Raw genomic sequence first — 22,297 nt, forward strand, 5'->3', positions numbered from 1 at the left:
CAACGCCCTCGGCCATTCCGGAATCGGACGACCGGTCTTAAAGTCCGGGGTGGGGTCGCAGATAACCAGTTATTCGCAAATAACCTGTTAGCAACACTGTTCAAGGACCGAACCATGACGTCGTATTCACACGGTCATTCCCCATCCCAAACTCCGCCGCGCATCCTTTGGTCCAGCTTGTTTGTGGCCCTGATCGCGAGCGTCGGCCTGCTGATTCTCAACGGTCCAAGTACACAGAACCTGGGGTTGTGCGCCGTGCTCCTGGCCATTGGCGCCGGGGTCGGCGTGTGGGCTGCCCGCGCCCAGCACCAGCAGATCGACAGAGCCGTCGCCGCCGCCATTGCCCATCACGCGCTACACGCCGCCGACCACCTGAGCCATAAGGCCGGCACGCAACTCAACGAAGTCATCCTCGGTGCCATGCCGATCTGGGCCAAGCAGGTGGAAAGCTCCCGGCAGCAGACCGAAACCGCGATTGTCTCGCTGACCAGTCGCTTCACCGGTATTTCTTCACGCCTGGAAGACACCGTGCAAGCCTCGCAACTGGCCGCCGGTGAGCTGGCCGGCAAAAGCAGTGGCGGCGCCGTACAGGTACTGGCCCAAAGCGAAGGTGAGCTGGTCCAGGTCATCGACTCCCTGAAAGCCACCCAGGCCAGCCGCGATGAAACCCTGGCCCAGGTGCGTAACCTCACCGCCTACACCGGCGAGCTGCGGACCATGGCCGCCGATGTCGCGGCCATTGCCGCGCAAACCAACCTGCTGGCCCTCAACGCCGCCATCGAAGCCGCCCGTGCGGGCGAAGCCGGGCGCGGTTTTGCGGTGGTGGCCGACGCTGTGCGCAGTCTGTCGAGCAAATCCAGCGAGACCGGCCAGCAGATGTCGGCCAAGGTCGACATCATCAATAACGCCATCACTCAATTGGTCCAGGCCGCCTCCAGCGGCGCGGATCAGGACAGCCAGTCGGTCACCGTCTCCGAGGACAGCATCCAGCGCGTGCTGGAACGCTTCAAGAGCGTCACCGGGCGGTTGGCCGAATCGGCCGACATGTTGCAACAGGAAAGCTTCGGTATTCGCGACGAGCTCACCGAAGTGCTGGTCAACCTGCAATTCCAGGATCGGGTCAGCCAGATCCTCAGCCACGTGCGCGACAACATTGAGGACCTGCATGTGCATATGCAGCAGGCCAGTCAGTCGCCCGACCAGGCCGTTTCCATCGATGCCCGCCAATGGCTGGCGCGCATGGAAACCACTTACGCCACCGAAGAACAACGCCGCAACCATCATGGCGAATCGGGCGCGCAACAGAATTCACAGGAAATAACCTTCTTCTAGGAGAGCCGTTCATGGCTAAAAGTGTATTGGTTGTCGACGACTCCGCGAGCGTTCGGCAGGTTGTCGGCATCGCGCTGAAAAGTGCCGGCTACGACGTAATCGAGGCCAGCGATGGCAAGGATGCACTGGGCAAGCTCAACGGCCAGAAGGTGCACCTGATCATCAGTGACGTGAACATGCCGAACATGGACGGCATCACCTTCGTCAAGGAGGTCAAGAAGCTGGCCAGCTACAAGTTCACGCCAATCATCATGCTCACCACCGAATCCCAGGAGTCGAAAAAACTCGAGGGCCAGGCGGCAGGAGCCAAGGCCTGGGTGGTCAAGCCCTTCCAGCCGGCGCAGATGTTGGCGGCGGTGTCCAAGCTGATTCTTCCTTGATTCGCGGAGAGTGAAATGCCGTTGCTGTACGAAACACAGGATGACACCGCGCACGTGCAGATCGACGGCGAACTGACGATCTATACCGCCGCCGACCTCGCCGCGCAGTGGCTGCCGCGCCTGGGAGCTACGCCACGCATGGCGCTGGATCTGTCGCAGATCACGGAAATGGACGGCGCCGGCCTGCAACTGCTGCTGATGGTCCAGCGCGAGGCCCCCAAGGCCGGTACCCGGCTGGAGATAACGGGCCAGAGCAAGGCCGTCACCGAAACACTCGCCCTGTGCAACCTGGTTGTATAGAGACCTCGCAACACGTGGGACACGACAAAGGATATGAGCGTGAGCATCAATCTCGATCAGGCACAACAAACGTTCATCGTCGAGGCACGGGAACAGTTGCAGGCGATGGAGGAGTCCCTGCTGCAGCTGGAGAGCGATCCGGGGGACGATGATGCCATCGGCGCGATTTTCCGGGCGGCCCATACGATCAAGGGCTCGGCCGGGTTGTTCGGCCTGGAACCCATCGTCAGTTTCACCCACATCGTCGAAGACGTGCTCGATCGGCTGCGCAACGGCAGCGTCGAAGTGGACGCCGGCCTGATCGCCGTGTTGCTCAAGTCCAGTGATCACATGCTGGAGCTGATCAATGTGGTGGCCAACCAGGGCGCGAAACTGGCGCCCCCGGCCCTGGCCCGGGAAATGGAGCTGTGCCAGATCCTTCAGGAATATCAGACGCCCTCGCCCGCCCAAGCCCCGAAGGCCGCCGAAGCAAGCGACCCACAAGCGCCCGCCGAAACGCGCCTCTGGCACATCGTCCTGCGTTTTGGCCCGGAGGTGTTCCGCAACGGCATGGACCCGCTGTCATTCCTGCGTTACCTGCAAACCCTCGGTGAGATCATCCACATCACCACGCTAACCGATGCAATGCCCTCTGCCGAAACCTGGGATGCCGAGTCCTGCTACCTGGGGTTCGACATTGAGTTCAGTTCGGCTGCCGGCCACGGAGCGATCAACGAAGTCTTCGATTTCGTGCGCGAAGATTGCCAGATCCAGATCGTCGCCATTGATGACCCTGTGCCGCCGATGAACACCGGGCTGGTTGCAACCTTCCAAGAGCAGGATGACCCCAACACGGCAATGGTCACCACCGGCCAACTGATGCCGGACCAGCGTTCGGCTGCGCGCATGCCCGCTCAGGTCACGCCCGACAAGCAACCGGCGACCAGCGACGGCAAAGCCAAGGACGGCGCCTATGTGCGGGTCAACGCCGACAAGCTCGACGAGTTGATCAACCTGGTGGGCGAACTGGTCATCGCCAGCGCCGGCGCCAGCCTCCTGGCCCGCCACTGCAACGACGACTCGTTGCAGGAATCGACCTCAACGGTGTCCGGGCTGGTGGAAGAAATTCTCGACGGCGCCTTGCGTCTGCGCATGATCCCCATCGGTGAAACTTTCAATCGTTTCCGCCGGGTGGTGCGCGATGTCAGCCAGGAACTGGGCAAGGACATCGACCTGATCATCAGCGGTGCGGAAACCGAGCTGGATAAAACCGTGGTGGAAAAAATCGGCGACCCGCTCATGCACCTGTTGCGCAACGCCATGGACCACGGCATCGAAACCGCCGAGGCGCGGCTGGCGGCCGGTAAACCGGCCAAGGGTCATCTGCACCTCAATGCCTATCACGACTCGGGCAGCATCGTGCTGGAAATCGCCGACGACGGCGCCGGCCTGAACCGTGACCGGATCCTGGAAAAAGCCCAGGAACGCGGCCTGGTCGCCCCCGGCGCCAGCCCCAGCGACCAGGAAATCTACAACCTGATCTTCGAGCCCGGCTTCTCCACCGCCCAGGCCGTCACCAACCTTTCCGGGCGTGGCGTCGGCATGGACGTGGTCAAGCGCAACATTACCCTGCTGCGCGGCACCGTCGATCTGGACAGCCAACCGGGCCAGGGCACCGTGGTGCGCATCCGCCTGCCGCTGACGCTGGCGATCATCAATGGTTTTCTGGTGGGCATCGGCCAGTCCACCTACGTCATCCCCCTGGACATGGTTCAGGAATGCATCGAGTTGAGCGAGGACGACGGGGTTTGCAGCCGCGAACAAGGCTACCTCGACCTGCGCGGCGAGGTGCTGCCGCTGGTGTACCTGCGCGATCACTTCAACCACGAAGGCCCGGCCTCGCGTCGGCAGAACGTGGTGGTGGTGCGCTACGCCGAACTCAAGGCCGGGCTGGTGGTGGATGACCTGCTCGGTGAATTCCAGACCGTGATCAAACCTTTGGGCAAGTTGTTCGGCGCGCTGCGCGGCATCAGCGGCTCGACCATCCTGGGCAGCGGCGCGGTGGCGTTGATTCTCGACGTGCCGGCGCTACTGACCCAGATCGCCCAAACCGACAACCGCTACACCACACCCCCATTACAACAAGCCACTGCTCGCTGACGCTTTAGCAATTCCATGGAGAGGTACTTCCCAATGAAATGGTTCTACGATCTTAGAATCGCCACCAAACTGATCACCTCATTTCTGGTGGTGCTCGCGTTGACCGCCGTCATGGGGGTGTTCTCGATCATCCAACTCAACGAGGTCAACGGCACCACCATCGATATCCGCGAAAACTGGATGGCTTCGATGCGCGCCGCCTCAGGGATGCGTTTCTACGCGGCGAATTATCGCCTTAAGGAAAATCGCCAGATTACGGCCGACTCCGAGCAGGAGCGCACGGCGATTGAACAAGAAGCCGAGGAAGCCAGACAGGGCTTCGAAACACGCCTGGCAACCTATGAAAAACTGCTCTCCAGCGCAGAAGATCGCCAGCTTTTCGACACCGCTCGCAGCGACTGGGTCGCTTACCTGGCCGTCAGCAAAGACCTGTTTGCGCTGTCCCGGCAAAACCTGACCACCGAAGCCCAGACGTTGCTCAAGGGCGAATCCAAACGTCATTTCGATCTGGTGACCGCCGACCTGCAGAAACTGGTCGAGCTCAATGCCAGCGGGGCCGATGTGGCCAGCGCTCACGGCACTGAGCTGTATGAAGATGCGCGCCTGTCGATCATTGCCGTGCTGATTGCCGCCCTGCTGGTGGGCCTGGGCCTGGCGCTGTTCATTTCCCGGATCATTTCTCGCCCCTTGAAGCAGGCCGTTTCGGTCGCCGAGCAACTGGCCGAAGGCAACCTGAACGCGAAAATCCAAAGCGGCTCCAAAGACGAAACCGGCATGGTCCTCAACGCCATGCAGAACATGGTGGGCAAGCTGTCCCATATCATCGGTGAAGTGCGCAACGCCGCTGACAACCTGGCCAGCGCTTCCGAAGAAGTCAGCGCCACCGCGCAATCCATGAGCCAGGCCACCAGCGAGCAGGCCGCCAGCGTCGAAGAAACCAGCGCCTCCATCGAGCAGATGAGCGCCAGCATCAACCAGAACACCGAAAACGCCAAGGTCACCGACGGCATGGCCAGCAAGGCCGCCAAAGAAGCCACCGACGGTGGTGAGTCGGTGCAGCAGACCGTGGTGGCGATGAAGAAAATCGCCCAACGCATCAGCATCATCGATGACATCGCCTACCAGACCAACCTGCTGGCGCTCAACGCGGCAATCGAAGCGGCCCGCGCCGGTGAGCACGGCAAAGGTTTCGCCGTGGTCGCCGCCGAGGTGCGCAAACTGGCGGAACGCAGCCAGGTGGCGGCCCAGGAGATCGGCGAGCTGTCGTCCAGCAGCGTCGACATGGCCGAGAAGGCCGGGCACCTGCTCAACGAAATGGTCCCGTCCATCAACAAGACCTCGGACCTGGTGCAGGAAATCAGCGCCGCTTCCGAAGAGCAGGCCGCCGGCGTGGCGCAGATCAACACGGCCATGACCCAGCTCAACCAGGTGACCCAGCAGAACGCTTCCAGCAGCGAAGAATTGGCCGCCACCGCAGAAGAGATGAGCAGCCAGGCCGAACAACTGCAACAGGCCATGAGTTTCTTCACCCTGGACGCGCCGGCCAAATCGGCCAGCCAGCCACTGAAAGTGGACAACACCCCCGGCCCGTCCAGTCGCAAGGCAGTGCGTGCTCCCGCGACGGTGATGCCCAAGGCGTTTGCCTACAACATGGCCAGCGCACCCGACGAATCCGAATTCACCCGGTTTTGACGGTGCGTTTCCACAGGCTCGCTTAAAGGAGAAAAAGGCATGGGTGCCATCGCGACCACACGCCAAGCCGCCATCGCGGTTGAAGAAGACGCGCAATACCTGACGTTTATGCTCGGCACGGAGATGTTTGCCATCGGCATCCTGTGCATCAAGGAAATCATCGAATACGGCAACCTGACGGTGGTGCCGATGATGCCGGCTTTCGTGCGCGGGGTGATCAACCTGCGCGGCGCGGTCGTGCCGGTGGTGGACCTGTCGGCCCGATTCGGCCGACAGAACTCGGCAATCACCCGGCGTTCGTGCGTGGTGATCATCGAGGCCAGCACCGAGGATGGTCACGCCCAGGACATCGGCCTGCTGGTGGACACCGTGTCGGCGGTGCTGGAGATCCCGGCTTCGCAGATCGAACCGCCACCGAGTTTCGGGGCGAAAATTCGCGCCGATTTCATCAGCGGCATGGCCAAGGTCGACGGCAAGTTCGTGATCGTACTGGAGGTGGATCGGGTGCTGTCCATCGATGAAATGTCGCAGTTGGCCCAGGCCAGTCCAACCGCCCTGGAAGTTGAAACGCAATGAACACCGACACCTGCACGGAACGCACTGTGAACTCACTGACGCTCAATGATCGGGAGTTCAGTCAGTTTCAGTCCTGGCTGTACCAGGCCGCGGGCATCAATCTGTCCCCGGCCAAGAAGGCGCTGGTGGCCGGAAGGTTGTTCAAGCGTCTCAAACACTATGAGCTGGGCAGCTACGGGGAATATTTCAAGCTGATCATGAACGGCCAGCGCACCGAGGAATTGCAGGTGGCGCTGGATCTGCTCACCACCAACGAAACCTACTTTTTCCGCGAGCCCAAGCACTTCGATTTCCTGCGCCAGCATGTGCTGCCCCATGCAACGCCGGGCAAAACCTTTCGCCTGTGGAGCGCGGCCAGTTCATCGGGGGAAGAACCCTACAGCCTGGCCATGACCCTGGCCGAAGACCTGGGCACCACCCCTTGGGAAATCATTGGCTCGGACATCAGCTGCCAGGTGCTGGCCAAGGCCCGGTCCGGGCATTACCCGATGGAGCGCGCCCGTAATCTGCCCCAATCGCTGCTAGTGAAATACTGCCTCAAGGGCACCGGCCGCCAGCAAGGAACCTTCCTCATTGACCGGACGTTGCGCAGCCGGGTCAATTTCATCCAGGTCAACCTCAATGACACCCTGCCGGAACTGGGGGAGTTCGACGTGATTTTCCTGCGCAACGTCATGATCTATTTCGACCAGCCCACCAAAAGTAAAGTGGTCGCCAGGTTGCTCCCGCGGCTCAAGTCCGGCGGGTATTTCATCGTAAGCCACTCCGAAAGCCTCAACGGCGTGTCCGACGCGTTGAAACTGGTGGCACCTTCGATTTATCGCAAGCCATGAGCGCCGCGCTGAAGCAAATGCCCGAGGTGTATCTGGCGCCCGGCGAGTTTCGTTTCGCCACCAGCCCGACTCGCCTGCGCACCATTCTCGGCTCTTGTGTAGCCGTCACCCTGTGGCATCCGGAGCGCAAGATCGGCGGCATGTGCCATTACATGTTGCCCAGCCGGGCGCGCTGCTCCACGGCGCTGAACGGTATGTACGCCGACGAAGCCATCGAACTGTTCGTCCGCCAGGCCAAGGCCCATCGTACCGAACCCGAGGATTACCAGCTCAAGCTGTTCGGCGGCGGTGAAATGTTCCCGGAGCTGCAACGCCAGGTGCCGTTCGGCGACGTGGCGCGCATGAACGTCAACGCAGCGCTGGAAATGGCCGCGCTGTACCGCTTGGACCTGATCGCCCACGACATGGGCAGCACCGGTTACCGAAGCATCATCTTTGACCTGTGCAGCGGCGACGTGTGGGTCAGGCATCAACCGATAAGGACCCGGCATTAACCATGTCAAAAAAGATAAATGTACTGCTGGTGGACGACTCTGCCGTGGTTCGCCAGGTACTGCTGGCGATCCTCAGCGACACGCCGGACATTCATGTGATGGGCGCGGCGTCCGATCCGATTTTCGCCATGGACAAACTGGCCAAAGAGTGGCCCGACGTGATCGTGCTGGACGTGGAAATGCCGCGCATGGACGGCATCACCTTCCTGAAAAAAATCATGAGCGAGCGGCCCACGCCGGTGGTGATCTGCTCGTCACTGACACCCAGGGGCGCCGAAACCACCTTGCAAGCCATGGCCGCCGGCGCGGTGGAAATCATCACCAAGCCCACCAGCGGCCTGAAGAATTTCCTGCTGGAGTCGGCACCGGAGTTGATATCAGCCATCCGCGCCGCCGCCCAGGTCAACGTCAGAAACCTGGGCAAGCGCCCTGCCCCGGCACCGCTGACCCCAGCCACCAAACTCACCGCCGACGCCATGCTGCCGGCCGCCAACGGCCATGCCATGGCCCAGACCACCGAACGCATCGTCGCCCTCGGCACTTCCACCGGCGGCACCCAGGCCCTGGAAGCGGTGCTGACCGCCTTGCCACGGGTGTGCCCAGGGATCGTCATCGTCCAGCACATGCCGGAAAAATTCACCGCCTCGTTTGCTGCCCGACTCAACAGCCTGTGCCAGATTGAAGTGCGCGAAGCCCGCAACAACGACCGCATCCACCCGGGGCTGGCCCTCATCGCCCCGGGCGGCAAACACATGATGGTCACCCGCAGCGGCGCGTTCTATCACGTACAAGTGGTGGACGGCCCCCTGGTCAACCGCCACCGCCCATCGGTGGATGTGCTGTTTCGCTCAGTGGCCAAATTCGCCGGCCGCAACGCCACCGGCATCATCATGACCGGCATGGGCGACGACGGCGCCCGCGGCCTGAAAGAGATGCTCGACGCCGGCAGCAGCACCGTGGCCCAGGACGAAGCCAGCTGCGTGGTCTTCGGCATGCCCAAGGAAGCGATCAAACTCAACGCCGCGCAGCGGGTAATGGGGTTGCAGGAGATTGCACAGGTGATTTTGCATCGGTAGGCCTGATGTGCCACAACCCCGTGGCGAGGGAGCTTGCTCCCGCTGGGCTCTGTAGGAGCTGGCGAAGCCTGCGATCTTTTGATCTTTCGCTTGAGACTCAAGTGTCTGGGGAAAGATCGCAGCCTCGTTGCACTCGACAGCTCCTACGGCCCCAGCGGGAGCAAGCTCCCTCGCCACAAAAGCCCCCTCGCGTCTATACCGGAGAAATCGTTGCCAGCACGCCAATCAAAAGCGTCAACGCCAGGAACCCACCCAAAAAAATCGCCATCTTCGCCATGAGCACACCTGATAGAAAAGTTTGCAGTACACGGGCCGTGTGAGGCGAGCCGCATGTTTATTCTGGGGAGAGAATGGTGTTCATTACAGAGGCACCTGACGCCGAAAAATACGGATCAGACGAAAGCATCCCCGGCCAGCACAGGACTCGCTCAATGCATCAACCTGGGCCTGGCCGCAGGAACGACGCAAGCCGGTAAAACTCAATGAGGTAAATCGCTGGCATAACGCAACCTGTGGCGAGGGAGCTTGCTCCCGCTGGGCTGCGCAGCAGCCCCAAAACAGCGCGTCAGGGTAAAAGATTCATTGATAAACCCCCAGCTCAATCCGGGTCAGGTGATCCTAAATCCGCGATAGAATCAGCCCACTTTTGCCCCGTTCCCCGGTTCAACACTCAACGCAAACACACTCACCAACACGATAACCGCCCCAACAATGACCATCGCTGACGGGCGTTCGGCCAGCACCCAAGAAGCCATCAACATCGCCGTGGGCGGTATCAGGTAAAGCGCCATGGATGCTCGGCTCACGTTGCTATGCCCCAGGACGTAAGCCCAAGCGAGGTACGCCAGCGCGCTGGGAAAAACACCCAATATCAGCACCGCCAGGTTCACCGAAACAGAGGCATGTTGTGCGTTAATTAGCAGTCCCGGCGCGAAAATAAATAGCAGGACTGTGCCCGACCAGACGGTGTAACAAACCATGGTCAATCCGTCGTAGCGATGGGAATGGCGCTTTTGCAAAGAGAAATACACACTCCAGGACAGCGCCGCCAGCAGGATCAATAGTCCATGGGCGTCCATGTCACCAAAGCCACGATCACCCGTGACGACCACGGCAGCGCCGAGCAAACCGCACATTACGCAGCCCCATTGCCAACCGCTGACTCTGTCCTTGAAGACAAAATGCGCCAGCAAAGTGCTGAACAAAGGCGTGGACTGGGCGAGCACACTGGCAGCCCCGGCACTGACGCCACGCTGACCGTAATTGAGGGCGATGTGGTGCAGGCTGACGGCAAAAAAACCCAACACCGCCAGCAACGGTAAATCCCTGAGACGTGGCCGGGCAATACCCTTGACCATCGCGACCAGGGCCATGAACGCCGATGCGATGAGAAACCGCATCAGCGCCAGTTGACCGGGCTCGTAAGCCTGCAAGCCGATGCGAATGCCAATCGGAGAATAGGCCCAGCAAAAAATCACGAATGTCGTCGCGAGGATAATTCTCGCACCGGGTTTGCTGGAGGAACCGTCGAACGACACGCACCGCGTTTCCATTTAGAAGTCCCTGCCCCATTGAGCGTCTGCCGATTTGCCTCGAAGTATCGAAACCACCCAACATCAACACAAGTGACTTAAACTCAACTCACCATTCACTTTGGGTGAGCTATGGAACTGTCCCAACTGCGCATGCTCAAGACCGTTTGCGATACCGGCAGCATCGCCCGCGCCGCCGAAGTGCTGCACTGCGTGCCGTCCAACATCACGGCACGCCTCAAATCCCTGGAGCGCGAGCTCGGTACGCCGTTGTTTTTTCGTGAGGGTCGTGGGCTGCGGGTCAGCCCGGCGGGAAAAGTGTTTTTGGAGTACGCCACAAAAATATTGAGCCTGACGGAAGAAGCCCGCCGCGCAGTCGCACCTACCGGCGCTCCACACGGACCGCTGCGCATCGGCGCCATCGAATCCAGCGCCACGGGGCGCCTGCCTCAGTTGTTGGCCAAGTACCATGCGAAGTACCCGCAGGTTTCGCTTGAGCTGAGCACGGGCACCTGGGCTCAGTTGCTGGACGATATCCAGCATCACCGGCTCGATGGTGCGATCGTAGCGGTGGACATGGAGCGGCCCGGACTCAAGCGCGCCGTGATGTACCGCGAGGACCTGGTGCTCATCGCGTCCGAGTCTCATGGCCCGCTGCGCAGCGCGGCAGATTTGCGAGGCAAAGCGATCTTCATGTGGCCCTCAGGCTGTCCGTACCGATTGGCGCTGGAGCAGTGGCTGCTGCGTCATGAGCAAACACAACCGATCATCAGCATCGCCAGCTATGGCACCATCGTCGGCTGCGTCAGTGCGGGTGCAGGTGTCTCGCTGGTGCCCCGGGGAATCTATGAGCAATACCGCCAGGGCGCTGGCTGGACAGGATATGAATTTCCCGAACTGATGGGGATCGATAACCTTTTTTACTGGCATGAAAACGCCGGCCTGCATCCTGCCAGAGAGGCGTTCTTGGCGATGTTGCAGACGGAGTTCGAAGGTTAGACGCGCCTTCACCCAATGACCGACAGGGAGTCAGCTTTGAAGTTAGCACCGCAATTCATCCTCCATGAAACCACCCATTGGATCGTCAACCACCACCTGGCATCCGCCCTACCCGGCTACCTCATGCTCGGCTCCAAAGCTCATGTAAACTCATTGGCTCAATTGCCCGTCCCTGCGCTCGCAGAGCTCGGCGGTCTGATGGCAGACATTCAGCGCGTTCTTGAAACGCAACTGAAGCCCAAATGGCTTTACATCAGTCGATTCGGTCACGATCCCCGCTACCCTATCCACTTCCATTTCATCCCGGTGTACGACTGGGTCGAGGAACTGTTCTGGAAAGATTCGCGGTACAGGCTGCTGGAGACGTTTGGCACTCAAGAGAACGCTCAGACATTGACCGATGGCGCGGAGCTGACCTTGTTCATTTGGCGTGAATTCGGGGAGAGCTCTACGCCGCCAGCAATCCAAGGACCTTCGATTTGTCAGGTGATTAATCGGTTGCGGGAATCGTTCAAGACTGCGCCGACACCAAACCATCCTCCAGCGCAATGGCGATGATGTCTGTTGCAGGTACGTTGACCCAGGTTGAAACATCAACCTCGCCCCTCGACGCTAGCCAGCGTCCGACCATTTGATAGCCCAACGAGTAACCGAGCCATTTGGGCTTGTCGCCGAAACCAAAGAACCACTCGTTGTGATCGTAATATCTTGATTCGAGAGCTTGGCGTCCAACCGCTGGACTTGAAAGATCGGCGCAGGCAATGGCACGCTCCCAAGGCTCCGGATCGCTTCCGAGCAAATGCCGAACAAACTGGCCGGCCAGCCCTTCGCTGACCAGAGCCTCGCCCAAAGTCCAGCCGTAGCCAGGACCGCCCATGCGCAGGCAATGATGAACCTCATGAATCACATGTCGACGCAACGCACCGGTGCGTAGGCTGGAAAGGAAATTGGGATTATCGGGATCAAGGGTCATGGAAAACATGGAACTGCGAAACGCCCGCCCTACCAGGCCCATTTCCGCAATGGTTTCGCCCGGTAGCCGCTGAATCAGAACATCGAGTCGCGGCGGGAGCATCAGACAAGCTATGGCTTCATAAGCGGCGGCGAATTCGTCAGTCAATTCGCGGCGAAACTCGGCCAGGCTCCCCGAAGCTTCCAGCCAGTGCAGCGTCCATTTCTCCATAACTCTCTCCTTAAATCAACGTACTGGCTCGATGGCTCCAGACCGCTCGCGACAGTAAATTTCCCTAGGGCAGTTGTCCACTGTCGATAGATTCGACTCTCCCTCTGTCTGTAAGACATCTCTGGCAAAAAACCATCGCGATTCCTACAAAGCTCTCGGAACCGGGTGCCTTGTCCGTCGAGCGCGGGGAAACCTATAGTCATTCCGTCGCCCCAGAATGGCGATCAGGTTTGGCGACCTGAGGATCGGATCAGCCCTCTAACCTGACCGGAGCAATCCCATGCAAAGATACATCCCCATCACCGGCATCGACTGCACCCCCGCGGCCCTCCTCATTGATACTCAAGCCCCGCTGGATGTCCTGCACGCAACCGCCGATTACCGCATCCGTGTGGTGACCCAAGTATTGGAAAACATCGCGTTCCGCTCCGAGATTGCCAGTGACACAGTGGTGCTTTCGGACTTCGCACAGCTTTTGGTGATTCCGTTGCGCGATGGGTGTGATTTGCTGGAGGTGATTGGTCGGCGGCTTCAGGCGCAGGTGGAAAGCTGATGAAACGACGGGCGCTTAAAAACGCCCGTTTTCGCATAACCGGATCATGCGAGTGGCTACTGCCAGCCAGGGCGACACGATCAGCTCCATGACCGATGAAAGGCACCTCGACCTGCACTCAACCTCGCATCCATCAGGAGTAGCCATATGGCTACAAATGGGACTATGATCGATAAGAAAATATACGAGATCCACCAGACGCCCGATTTTGAGGATTGGCTTGACAGTGTGAAGGATGCGCAAGGGAAAGCGGCCATCCTGGCCCGTCTGGATCGCGCCGGAGATGGCAACTTTGGTGATTGCGAACCGGTTGGCGATGGGGTCAGCGAAATGCGTGTTTTTATTGGGCCGGGGTACAGAATTTATTTTGTGCGCACGGGGATCTCAGAGTACTTGATGCTCAGCGGAAGCGATAAAACAGATCAAAAACGAGGTATTAGGAGAGCCAAAATGTTCCTTGATGCCCTGAGAGGTAAATGACATGAACGATAAATTTAACCCTGAGGATATGCCGGTTCTTAGTCTCAACACTACCGGTAGAACTCGTTATGAGGCTTCGCGTTTTCTCGACACCCCGGAAGCTATAGCAGCTTACTTGGCAGAAAGTATGAAAGCCGATGATACGGAGAGCCTTATTCATGCTTTGGCCGAAGTCGCAAAAGCTAAAGGTGTCAATAAAGTCGCCAAAGATGCCGGGGTTAATCGTGAAAGTCTTTATAAGGTACTGAAATCTGGTGCAAAAACGCGGTTTGAAACTATCAGGAAACTGATGACCGCGATCGGTGTAGAGCTCACCGTACAACCGATTACAACACAAGCGATGGCCTCCAAAGCTACTGCTCCAAGGGCTGGCAAACCACCGATAGCTGCGGCTAAACCTACCGCGAAATCCGCTGCGAAAAAACCAACCGTAGCAGCGGTTGAACCAAGCGCAAAACCTGCTGCGAGAAAATCAGCCGCGGCCAAGCCTGCCGTACCGGAACACACCTAAACGTGCCCAGTACTGGCAATACAAGAAAATAAAGCCGCCTCTTTGGCGCGCCCGAGCGCGGCCGAAAACAGTCATTTCAATCAAGAATGGGACGAAGGAAACTGCGCTCGTAGCTCAGGATAATTTTTTGCTCGGTAGCCTGCGTCACCAATTGAACGCACTCAGGATCTACTCCGGCCTCCCTACGGTACTGCTCATAATCTGCCAGGCTGGAAAAGCTGAATAGACAATAAGCGATATTGTTGGCGCCTTCGGCTGGTAGAAAGTAGCCATGGTGGCTCCCTCCCATACGGTTCACCACACGAATCCAATGGCGAGAATAGCTTTCGAAAGCCGGGATCTGGTAGGGATCGATTACATACCTGACATGGCAAGTGATCACTGGATCATTCCTTTGAAAATGGGGTAATCGTTATTCTACACATGCCAGAAGCTGAGTCGTCGATAGCGGCTTTGGGTCGAAAGCCGTCCTTTGAGATCGACCGTTTCTGGCCGTGTCGAGTGGTCCAACTTTGCTTTGAATACTAGCCTTGCAAACGTGCGCACAAGGAAGTCGAGAAAACCATGACTGACCGCGATCAACTCCATCGAAATGGTTACGCCCTGCTCCGTCAAGCGATCCCAACCCAATGGCTGGAAGACCTGCGTGCCGTGTTCGATGCAGGTGTGAGGCCGTCGGACCAGTGGCCGGTGCCGCGAGACATGGACTGGCGTCATTCGATGTTGGACGACGATGCGAAGGTTCAGGCTGTGTGTCGTCTGCCCCGGGTGCTGGCGGTCGCGGGGGAGTTGATCGGGGAGCGGTTCTTTCTGTCGCAGGTGGAGGGGCGCGAACCTCTTGTCGGTGGCGGCAACCAACCGCTGCACCGCGATTTGTCGGCCCAACGGCCAGGCGACATCGCCATGGCCCTGGCTTTTTTCGACGATTATGGCGCCGAGAACGGCGCGACTCGTATCGTGCCTGGCAGCCATCGACCCGCGCTGGGGGAACCGCCATTCGACTTCAACGATGAATCACGCTCCGTACAGCTTTCAGGTTGCGCCGGTGACATCCTGGTGTTCGATGTGGACTTGGTGCATGCGGGCAGTCTGAACTCGGTGGGCTCGCACCGTCGTTCGATTTTGATCAGTTATTTTTCGGAGCCGTTGTACGCTTCACACCTGGAAACCGTGGGCCTGCGTAATATTCGTATGGACACGAGTGAACGGTTCGAGCCTTTGGATTTTGGCTTCGGGAAAACGGGCATTCGCGCCTGTCGTCCAACGACAAAATCTACGATCGACTAGACAAAGATGCAGTCATTTGCGCATGACACACCGCCAGAATCTCATCGGCCAGCGCCGAGTCGTCAGGACAGGCGCGCGATAGCATGATCGCGCCGACCGCGCGCGCCAGCAGGTCGATCATTTTCACCCTCGCCTCACCCGGCGCCGCATCCGGCCCGGTCGGGTATTTTTCGCCGAGTGTTTGCAACATGCGCTCGATGCCTTCAGCGAAGGCCGCCTTCAAATCGTCCGACTGACGTGCCGCGTCCCCGCACAACGCTGCCATGGTGCAACCCGTGGCGCGCCCGTCGCGATGGTCCCGCGACACATACACATCAATGAAGTCCTTCACGCTCAATGCTTCGGCGCCGATCAGTGACTGCTCAAGACTTTTCGCCGAGGCTTCGGCCATCAGGTCAGCCTTCGAACCGAAATGTTTGTAGAAACCGCCATGGGTGAAACCGGCGGCGGCCATCAGGTCGGCCACGCCGACCCCGTCAAAACCGCGCTCGCGAAATACGACTGAGGCTGTTTCGACGATGTGTTCCCGATTTGCCTGGGCCTGGGCCTTGGTGACTCGCATGTTTCGATACCTCGTTACCGCTGGAAATTCATCGACTGATCATACATTGATGTTGATCATAATCAAAACCGTTGACACTTTAGATTTCGATCATCATCATAATCTCCAACGACCTGACCCGTTATCAACGGACACGGAACAACCTCCCATGAGCGACCTGAATCTGTTTACCGCCTATACCTTGGCCCAGGCACTGGCTGATCGAGCCTGATTTTTTCTCGTGCATCAATCCCAATCCATGTTTTCGATAAAGAGCTGACATCATGACTACTCGCCCTACCGTTCTCATCACTGGCGCCTCCACCGGCATTGGCGCGGTTTACGCCAAGCGTTTCGCCCAACGCGGACACGATCTGGTGTTGGTCGCCCGCGATCACTTGCGCCTGGAAACGCTCGCCGCGAAGTTGCGTGGCGAGCACAACGTCGCCGTTGAAGTGCTTCAGGCCGACCTGACTCAACTCAGCGACCTGCACACCGTCGAAGCCCGCCTGCGGGACGATGCGCGCATCGGCATCCTCGTCAACAATGCCGGCGCGGCACAGTCCGGCGCCTTCATCGAGCAAAGCACCGACAGCGTTGCACAACTGGTGGCCCTCAACACCACCGCGCTGGTGCGGCTCGCCAGCGCCATCGCTCCACGCCTGGTCAAGGCAGGTGAAGGCGCGATCATCAACATCGGTTCGGTGGTGGGTCTGGCGCCTGAGTTCGGCATGACGGTCTACGGTGCGACCAAGGCGTTCGTGCTGTTTCTGTCCCAAGGCCTGAGCCTGGAACTGTCGCCTCAGGGTGTCTATGTACAAGCCGTACTGCCCGCGGCCACCCGCACGGAGATTTGGGATCGCGCCGGCGTCGACATCAACACCTTGAGCGAAATCATGGAAGTGGATGATCTGGTCGATGCCGCCCTGGTGGGCTTCGACCGTCGCGAACCGGTGACCATTCCACCGCTGCATGAAGGCGAGCGCTGGGATGCCCTGCAAACCGCGCGTCAGGGTCTTTTGTCGCAGATCAGGCAGTCCGCCGTGGCGCAGCGCTATCTGACTCAAGGCTGATCCCTGTCGACAGCTCGGCCTCGCCCCTCTCTCATTCCTCCGACAAGAGCAGCTGCAACATGAAGGCATTTTTTATCGACCGCTACGGCAAGCAGAACGGAATGATTGGCGAAGTGCCCGACCCCGCGGTCGGTGTGCATGACGTTCTGGTCCAGGTGCATGCAACAAGCGTGAACCCGCTGGACTCGAAGATCAGAACGGGGGAATTCAAACTGATCCTGCCCTATACCTTTCCATTGGTGTTGGGCAATGACCTGGCCGGAGTGGTCGTGCGCACGGGGTCGGCGGTGAAGCGATTCAAGCCAGGAGACGAAGTCTATGCACGTCCTCCAGAAGCACGGATCGGGACGTTTGCCGAACTGATCGCCGTGAACGAAAACGCGCTCGCGCTCAAACCCCCGAATCTCGACATGGCCGAAGCGGCCGCCATCCCCTTGGCGGGTTTGACGGCCTGGCAGGCGCTGGTTGAGACCGCCCAGCTGAAAAAAGGCCAGAAGGTGTTGATTCATGCCGGATCCGGTGGCGTCGGTACGCTTGCTATCCAGCTCGCCAAACACCTCGGCGCCTTCGTTGCGACCACCACCAGCACGACGAATGTCGAGTGGGTGAAAGCACTCGGGGCGGATGTGGTCATCGATTACAAACAGCAGGATTTTGCAAAGGAGTTGCGCGATTTTGACGTGGTGTTGAACAGCCTCGGCGCCGATGTACTGGAGAAATCGATCAAGGTGCTCAAGCCTAGCGGACAGCTCATTTCCCTTTCAGGGCCGCCGACCGCGCAATTTGCCCAAGAGCAAGGCCTGTCCTGGGTGCTGCGGCAAATCATGCGTCTGCTGAGCAGCGGTATTCGCAGAAAAGCCCGCAAACATGGGGTGAGCTATGCATTTTTGTTCATGCGTGCCAACGGGATACAACTGCAGAAAATCACCTCGCTTATCGAGGCTGGCGTCATCAAACCGGTCATCGATCGCTCCTTCCCTTTTGCATCAACCGCAGAGGCGTTGCGGTACGTCGAGCAGGGCAGATCAAAAGGCAAAGTCACCATAACAATCCAATAGGCGCACGACAAAAGATGTCAGTAGATGATGTGCATGCCGCCAAGCACCCGATTGCGGCGCCTGAACCAGACCTGGCTGCATTTACACCCTCATGCCTACTCCACCGCCTCAGCCACGCCCTGATCCTCCCCCAGAAATCCGCCACTCTGGTGATGCCATAGCCGCGCATAGGTCCCGTTTTTCCCGAGCAGTTCGGCGTGGGTGCCTTGTTCGATAATGCGTCCATCATCCATGACGATGAGCCTGTCCATCGCGGCAATCGTAGACAGCCGATGGGCGATGGCGATCACGGTCTTGCCCTTCATCATTTTATCGAGGCTTTCCTGGATGGCGACTTCGACCTCTGAATCCAGCGCGCTGGTGGCTTCGTCCAGTAGCAGGATCGGGGCATTTTTGAGCATCACTCGGGCAATGGCGATGCGTTGACGCTGGCCGCCCGAAAGCTTGATACCCCGCTCGCCCACCAGGGTGTCGTAGCCGCTATGGCCTTGCTTGTCGCTCAGTTGACTGATGAACCCATCGGCTTGGGCACTGGCCGCCGCGCTGCGGATTTGCGCGTCGGTGGCATCGGGGCGACCATAGGCGATGTTGTCGCGAATGGAGCGGTGCAGCAGCGAAGTGTCCTGAGTGACCATGCCGATGGCGCTGCGCAGACTGTCCTGGGTGACGTGCGCGATGTTCTGCCCGTCGATGCGAATCTCACCCTCGTCCACGTCGTAAAAACGCAGCAGCAGGTTGATCAGCGTGGATTTCCCGGCGCCGGAGCGGCCCACCAGCCCGATCTTTTCGCCCGGGCGAATGCTCAGGCTCAGGCCATCGAGCACCTGGCGTTCGCCGTTGTAGTTGAAACTCACCTTGTCGAAGGTCACCGCACCGCCGGTGGTAACCAGCGCGCCGGCATGCGGCGCATCCTGCACTTTGGGGCCACGGGTCAAGGTCGCCATGCCATCCTGTACGGTGCCGATGCTCTCGAACAGCGAGGTCATTTGCCACATGATCCAGTGCGACATGCCATTGATGCGCAACGCCATGGCGATAATCGCCGCCACCGCACCTGGGCCGACTTCGCCTTGGTGCCATAGCCAAAGGGCATAACCGCCTGCCCCCATGATCAACCCGACCACCAATGCCTGATTGACGATCTCGAACTGGCTGACCAGGCGCATCTGGCGAAAGCCGGTTTGCTTGAAATCCTCCATGGCCGCGCGCGCGAAGTGTGCTTCGCGTTTGGTGTGGGAGAACAGCTTCACCGTGGTGATGTTGGTATAGGCGTCTGAGATGCGCCCGGTCATGGATGAGCGCGCATTGGCCTGTTCCTGCCCGACTTTCTCAAGGCGGGGCACGAAGTAGCGCATGGCAAGCCCGAACAACACTACCCAGGCAACGAAAGGCAGTATCAGCTTGAGGTCAAAGCCGCCGGCCAGTGCGATGATCGCGATGAAGTACACCCCGATTCCGGGAGCAACCTCGATGAGGGTGAATAACACTTCGCGCACGGACAGCGCGGTCTGCATCACCTTGGTGGTGACCCGGCCGGAAAACTCATCGGAGAAGAACGAAAGGCTTTGTCGCAGCATCAGCCGATGAAAATCCCAGCGCAACCGCAACGGCAGGTTGATCGCCAATATTTGGTGCTGCACCATCGTGCGCAACGCTACCAGCCCGATGCTGGTCACCAGCACCACGCCGATGCCCCACAGCACCCGGCTCTCCTCCCTGGCTGCATCGCCGCCGGCCTGCCAAACCGATAGCAAGTCCACGACCTGCCCGAGAAAAGAAAACAGCCAGGCTTCGTAAATCGATACGGCGGCACTGAGCAGCGCGAGGGCGAGGATGTAACCGCGTGCGCCCCGCGTGCAGGCCCACAGAAAACGCGCCAGACCGTCAGGTGGTGGGGGGACCTCGTCGGGCGGAAAAGGGTCGAGCCGTTGTTCAAAAGCGCGAAGCATGGTGATCTCCAAAACGATCTAGTAAAGAGATTCTGGCATTTAAAGGTGGCTTTGAGGGGTTTGGAAGTTGAGCAATCCATGATTGACCGCCAGCAACTCCATCGAGTTTGCACCATGCCCCACAACGATCGTGCTTTCACTGCCCAACAACCCTCTCATACCGCCGCTGAATCCGTTCCACCTCGCCCGAACGGCGCAACTGCTCCAAAGCCTTGGCCCACGCAGTCACCACCTCGTCCTCAGAATCGAGGCTGAACGCGATGTACAGCGACGAGCGATAGAGCTCGATGGGAATTTTGCGCAGCGTGCCCGGCGCGATGTTCAACTGGCGGCTGTAGTAAGCCACACCGGCATCGGTGTCGCCGACGATGATGCCGGTGCGCCCGGCGAGCAACATGCGGTAGAGCAACTTGCTCTCGGTTGCACTTTTGTCCACATTATTGAAACCCAGCGACTGCAGCATCTGGGGCACCAGGCCGGCATGACGGGTGGTGATCTGCGGGGCGTGCAGCAGTTGTTCCAGGGAGTTCACCGGCGGCGCATTGGCCAGTTGATAGGCGTAAATGGACTCCTCCACGATCGGCCCGACCCACTTGTACAACGGCTCGCGCTCCGCCGTGCGGAACAACGAGAACATGATGGTCTTGCTGCGGGTCCTCAGTACCTGGGTGGCGCGCATGCTGGGCTGCAGATGCACCTCAAAGTCATCCCCGGTCAACGCCATGATGGCCCGCACGATCTCCGTGGTCATACCTGTGAGCTGGTTGTTTTCCTGGTAGTTGTACGGGGCCCATTCTTCGGTAACGACCTGGTACTCTCCGGCCTTGACCCCTGTGCCGAGCAATAGACAAAGCAGCGCCGCAGCCGGTGTCGAAATTCTCACGTGTTCTCCTGATAAGCCGTTCGGTGTTCGCGCAAGGCCGAGGTGGAAACTCACAGAACAAGCATAGACGCAAACCCGTGGCTGACGGCTGGTGCAATCCACACTCCTGCCTTTGGCAATCTCTTGGTTCCAGAATTTCCGAGACCACCCGCTTCTTCGGCTGATCGCCACAATGATTGAGCTGCAGGAGTCAAACTGGCGGGTTTCAGGTATCTGTTATTCCCATAGTTGCTATCGATACCATCGCCGTTCTCGTCATCGGCCTCTCTCTCTAATCTGCCCACCAACGCGATCGATGACGATCGCAGCAGATCACAATCCGCCCCTTATGGAGAGAGAAACGATGAACACACTCAATCGCACCCTGGCCATCGCGACACTGGCACTGGCTACCCTCAGCGCCGAGGCTGCATCGCCCGCCCAGGCCGGCGCTCGCGCGTCCGCCGTCGGCAGCGTGATCCAGTCCGCCAGTTACATCACCACCCGAGACGGCGTGCAGCTGTACTACAAGGACTGGGGCCCCCGCGATGGTCAGGTGGTCACCTTCAGCCACGGCTGGCCGCTGAACGCAGATAGCTGGGAAGCGCAGATGATGTTCCTCGCCGCCAAAGGCTACCGCGTTGTTGCCCACGACCGTCGCGGCCACGGGCGCTCCAGCCAGCCGTGGGAAGGCAACGACATGGATCACTACGCCGACGATCTGGCGGCGGTGATTGAAGCGCTGGATCTGAAAGAGGTGACTTTGGTGGGGTTCTCCACCGGTGGCGGCGAAGTGGCTCGCTATATCGGTCGCCATGGTACCGGCCGGGTGAAGAAGGCCGTGCTGGTCTCCTCCGTCCCACCGCTGATGCTCAAGACCCCGACCAACCCCGGCGGCCTGCCCATCGAGGTGTTCGACGGGCTGCGCAAGGCATCCCTGGAGAACCGCTCGCAGCTTTACCTGGACATCGCTTCCGGCCCCTTCTTCGGCTTCAACCGCGAGGGTGCCAAGCCTTCCCAGGGTCTGATCCAGTCGTTCTGGGTCCAGGGCATGCAGGCGGGCAGCAAGAACACCTATGAGTCGATCGCGGCCTTCTCGGCGACCGACTTCCGTGGCGACTTGAAGAAGTTCGATGTGCCGACGCTGGTGATCCATGGCGATGACGATCAGATCGTGCCTATCGATGCTTCAGGCAGGGCCTCGGCAACGCTGATCAAGGGTGCGCGCCTGATCGTCTACCCCGACGCGCCGCATGGCCTGACCGATACGCACAAGGACCGGCTGAACCAGGATCTGCTGACGTTCCTTCAGGAATAGAACCGGAACATGTACTGCCCGCGCCCATCGTTGTTCAGGGAGCGTCACAGATACTGCATCCACCTTGCAAAGCCCTTCTCAGGAAGGGCTTTTGCGTTATACACCTGTCACGTCAACGCTCTGTGGCGG

At 59.4% G+C, this 22,297-nt stretch carries 24 protein-coding genes; 18 read left to right on the forward strand and 6 right to left on the reverse strand.

Annotation, left to right across the window (positions count from 1 at the left end; genetic code table 11):
* Positions 1–420: 420 nt before the first annotated feature.
* Genes BMY45_RS15385 through BMY45_RS15425 form a run of 9 tightly spaced genes read left to right on the forward strand, consistent with a single transcriptional unit; the run spans position 421 to position 8,822 of the window.
* Complete coding sequence (locus tag BMY45_RS15385; RefSeq protein ID WP_371913958.1) at positions 421–1,332, forward strand: methyl-accepting chemotaxis protein; 912 nt, start codon at positions 421–423, stop codon at positions 1,330–1,332.
* A gap of 11 nt (positions 1,333–1,343) precedes the next feature.
* A complete protein-coding gene (locus BMY45_RS15390; RefSeq protein ID WP_047227658.1) occupies positions 1,344–1,712 on the forward strand; it encodes a response regulator in 369 nt (122 codons plus the stop codon).
* Positions 1,713–1,727: 15 nt separating this feature from the next.
* A complete protein-coding gene (locus tag BMY45_RS15395) occupies positions 1,728–2,012 on the forward strand; it encodes an STAS domain-containing protein (protein WP_092399025.1) in 285 nt (94 codons plus the stop codon).
* A 39-nt stretch (positions 2,013–2,051) separates the two neighbouring features.
* Positions 2,052–4,151 (forward strand): chemotaxis protein CheA, encoded by a 2,100-nt coding sequence (locus BMY45_RS15400; protein WP_092399348.1) that lies wholly within the window; start codon positions 2,052–2,054, stop codon positions 4,149–4,151.
* 33 nt (positions 4,152–4,184) lie between these two features.
* Entirely contained in the window at positions 4,185–5,843 is a 1,659-nt protein-coding gene (locus tag BMY45_RS15405; RefSeq protein WP_092399027.1) for a methyl-accepting chemotaxis protein, read from the forward strand.
* A 39-nt stretch (positions 5,844–5,882) separates the two neighbouring features.
* Entirely contained in the window at positions 5,883–6,419 is a 537-nt protein-coding gene (locus BMY45_RS15410) for a chemotaxis protein CheW (protein ID WP_092399029.1), read from the forward strand.
* Positions 6,416–7,252: a CheR family methyltransferase gene (locus tag BMY45_RS15415; protein ID WP_092399031.1), complete on the forward strand. Its 837-nt coding sequence runs from the start codon at positions 6,416–6,418 to the stop codon at positions 7,250–7,252. Before BMY45_RS15410 ends, BMY45_RS15415 begins: the two co-directional genes overlap by 4 nt.
* Positions 7,249–7,746, forward strand: coding sequence for a chemoreceptor glutamine deamidase CheD (gene cheD / locus BMY45_RS15420; RefSeq protein ID WP_092399033.1), 498 nt, complete (start codon positions 7,249–7,251; stop codon positions 7,744–7,746). The genes BMY45_RS15415 and cheD overlap by 4 nt, the downstream gene beginning before the upstream one ends.
* Before the next feature lie 2 nt (positions 7,747–7,748).
* Entirely contained in the window at positions 7,749–8,822 is a 1,074-nt protein-coding gene (locus BMY45_RS15425) for a protein-glutamate methylesterase/protein-glutamine glutaminase (RefSeq protein ID WP_092399035.1), read from the forward strand.
* Positions 8,823–9,457: 635 nt separating this feature from the next.
* Here BMY45_RS15425 and BMY45_RS15430 read toward each other — a convergent pair.
* The gene (locus tag BMY45_RS15430) at positions 9,458–10,375 is read right to left on the reverse strand and encodes a DMT family transporter (RefSeq protein WP_092399037.1); all 918 of its coding nucleotides are present in this window, start codon (positions 10,373–10,375) and stop codon (positions 9,458–9,460) included.
* Between the two features lie 111 nt (positions 10,376–10,486).
* Between BMY45_RS15430 and BMY45_RS15435 the strand changes: the two genes are divergently transcribed.
* Positions 10,487–11,353 (forward strand): LysR family transcriptional regulator, encoded by an 867-nt coding sequence (locus BMY45_RS15435; protein ID WP_092399039.1) that lies wholly within the window; start codon positions 10,487–10,489, stop codon positions 11,351–11,353.
* 36 nt (positions 11,354–11,389) lie between these two features.
* The gene (locus tag BMY45_RS15440; RefSeq protein WP_092399350.1) at positions 11,390–11,911 is read left to right on the forward strand and encodes an HIT family protein; all 522 of its coding nucleotides are present in this window, start codon (positions 11,390–11,392) and stop codon (positions 11,909–11,911) included.
* Here the strand turns inward: BMY45_RS15440 and BMY45_RS15445 are convergent.
* On the reverse strand, positions 11,865–12,536 hold the full coding sequence (locus tag BMY45_RS15445; RefSeq protein ID WP_092399041.1) for a DUF2268 domain-containing putative Zn-dependent protease: 672 nt from the start codon (positions 12,534–12,536) through the stop codon (positions 11,865–11,867). The genes BMY45_RS15440 and BMY45_RS15445 overlap by 47 nt on opposite strands.
* Positions 12,537–12,816: 280 nt before the next feature.
* Here BMY45_RS15445 and BMY45_RS15450 point away from each other — a divergent pair, with 280 nt between their 5' ends.
* From BMY45_RS15450 to BMY45_RS15460, 3 genes are all read left to right on the forward strand, one after another.
* The gene (locus BMY45_RS15450; RefSeq protein WP_092399043.1) at positions 12,817–13,089 is read left to right on the forward strand and encodes a hypothetical protein; all 273 of its coding nucleotides are present in this window, start codon (positions 12,817–12,819) and stop codon (positions 13,087–13,089) included.
* Between the two features lie 165 nt (positions 13,090–13,254).
* A complete protein-coding gene (locus BMY45_RS15455) occupies positions 13,255–13,569 on the forward strand; it encodes a type II toxin-antitoxin system RelE/ParE family toxin (RefSeq protein ID WP_092399352.1) in 315 nt (104 codons plus the stop codon).
* Position 13,570: 1 nt separating this feature from the next.
* A complete protein-coding gene (locus BMY45_RS15460; protein ID WP_092399045.1) occupies positions 13,571–14,080 on the forward strand; it encodes an addiction module antidote protein in 510 nt (169 codons plus the stop codon).
* Between the two features lie 76 nt (positions 14,081–14,156).
* Here the strand turns inward: BMY45_RS15460 and BMY45_RS15465 are convergent, their stop codons facing one another.
* The gene (locus BMY45_RS15465) at positions 14,157–14,462 is read right to left on the reverse strand and encodes an NIPSNAP family protein (protein ID WP_092399047.1); all 306 of its coding nucleotides are present in this window, start codon (positions 14,460–14,462) and stop codon (positions 14,157–14,159) included.
* A 182-nt stretch (positions 14,463–14,644) separates the two neighbouring features.
* Here BMY45_RS15465 and BMY45_RS15470 point away from each other — a divergent pair, with 182 nt between their 5' ends.
* Complete coding sequence (locus BMY45_RS15470) at positions 14,645–15,367, forward strand: phytanoyl-CoA dioxygenase family protein (RefSeq protein WP_092399049.1); 723 nt, start codon at positions 14,645–14,647, stop codon at positions 15,365–15,367.
* Here the strand turns inward: BMY45_RS15470 and BMY45_RS15475 are convergent.
* Positions 15,354–15,929 (reverse strand): TetR/AcrR family transcriptional regulator, encoded by a 576-nt coding sequence (locus tag BMY45_RS15475; RefSeq protein ID WP_092399051.1) that lies wholly within the window; start codon positions 15,927–15,929, stop codon positions 15,354–15,356. The two genes, BMY45_RS15470 and BMY45_RS15475, sit on opposite strands and share 14 nt — an antisense overlap.
* Positions 15,930–16,192: 263 nt before the next feature.
* On the opposite strand from BMY45_RS15475, the gene BMY45_RS15480 reads away from it, so the two are divergent.
* Together BMY45_RS15480 and BMY45_RS15485 are read left to right on the forward strand one after the other, a co-directional pair.
* Positions 16,193–16,981, forward strand: a complete 789-nt coding sequence (locus BMY45_RS15480; protein ID WP_092399053.1) for an SDR family NAD(P)-dependent oxidoreductase — start codon at positions 16,193–16,195, stop codon at positions 16,979–16,981.
* Positions 16,982–17,040: 59 nt separating this feature from the next.
* Positions 17,041–18,039 (forward strand): NADP-dependent oxidoreductase, encoded by a 999-nt coding sequence (locus BMY45_RS15485; protein WP_092399055.1) that lies wholly within the window; start codon positions 17,041–17,043, stop codon positions 18,037–18,039.
* A 95-nt stretch (positions 18,040–18,134) separates the two neighbouring features.
* Here the strand turns inward: BMY45_RS15485 and BMY45_RS15490 are convergent, their stop codons facing one another.
* On the reverse strand, positions 18,135–19,988 hold the full coding sequence (locus tag BMY45_RS15490) for an ABC transporter ATP-binding protein (protein ID WP_092399057.1): 1,854 nt from the start codon (positions 19,986–19,988) through the stop codon (positions 18,135–18,137).
* A 136-nt stretch (positions 19,989–20,124) separates the two neighbouring features.
* A complete protein-coding gene (locus BMY45_RS15495; RefSeq protein WP_092399059.1) occupies positions 20,125–20,871 on the reverse strand; it encodes a substrate-binding periplasmic protein in 747 nt (248 codons plus the stop codon).
* Positions 20,872–21,214: 343 nt separating this feature from the next.
* Here BMY45_RS15495 and BMY45_RS15500 point away from each other — a divergent pair, with 343 nt between their 5' ends.
* A complete protein-coding gene (locus BMY45_RS15500; protein ID WP_092399061.1) occupies positions 21,215–22,168 on the forward strand; it encodes an alpha/beta fold hydrolase in 954 nt (317 codons plus the stop codon).
* Positions 22,169–22,297: the final 129 nt, after the last annotated feature.

This window comes from Pseudomonas sp. NFACC39-1 (genome assembly GCF_900110355.1).
Taxonomy (GTDB): domain Bacteria; phylum Pseudomonadota; class Gammaproteobacteria; order Pseudomonadales; family Pseudomonadaceae; genus Aquipseudomonas; species Aquipseudomonas tehranensis.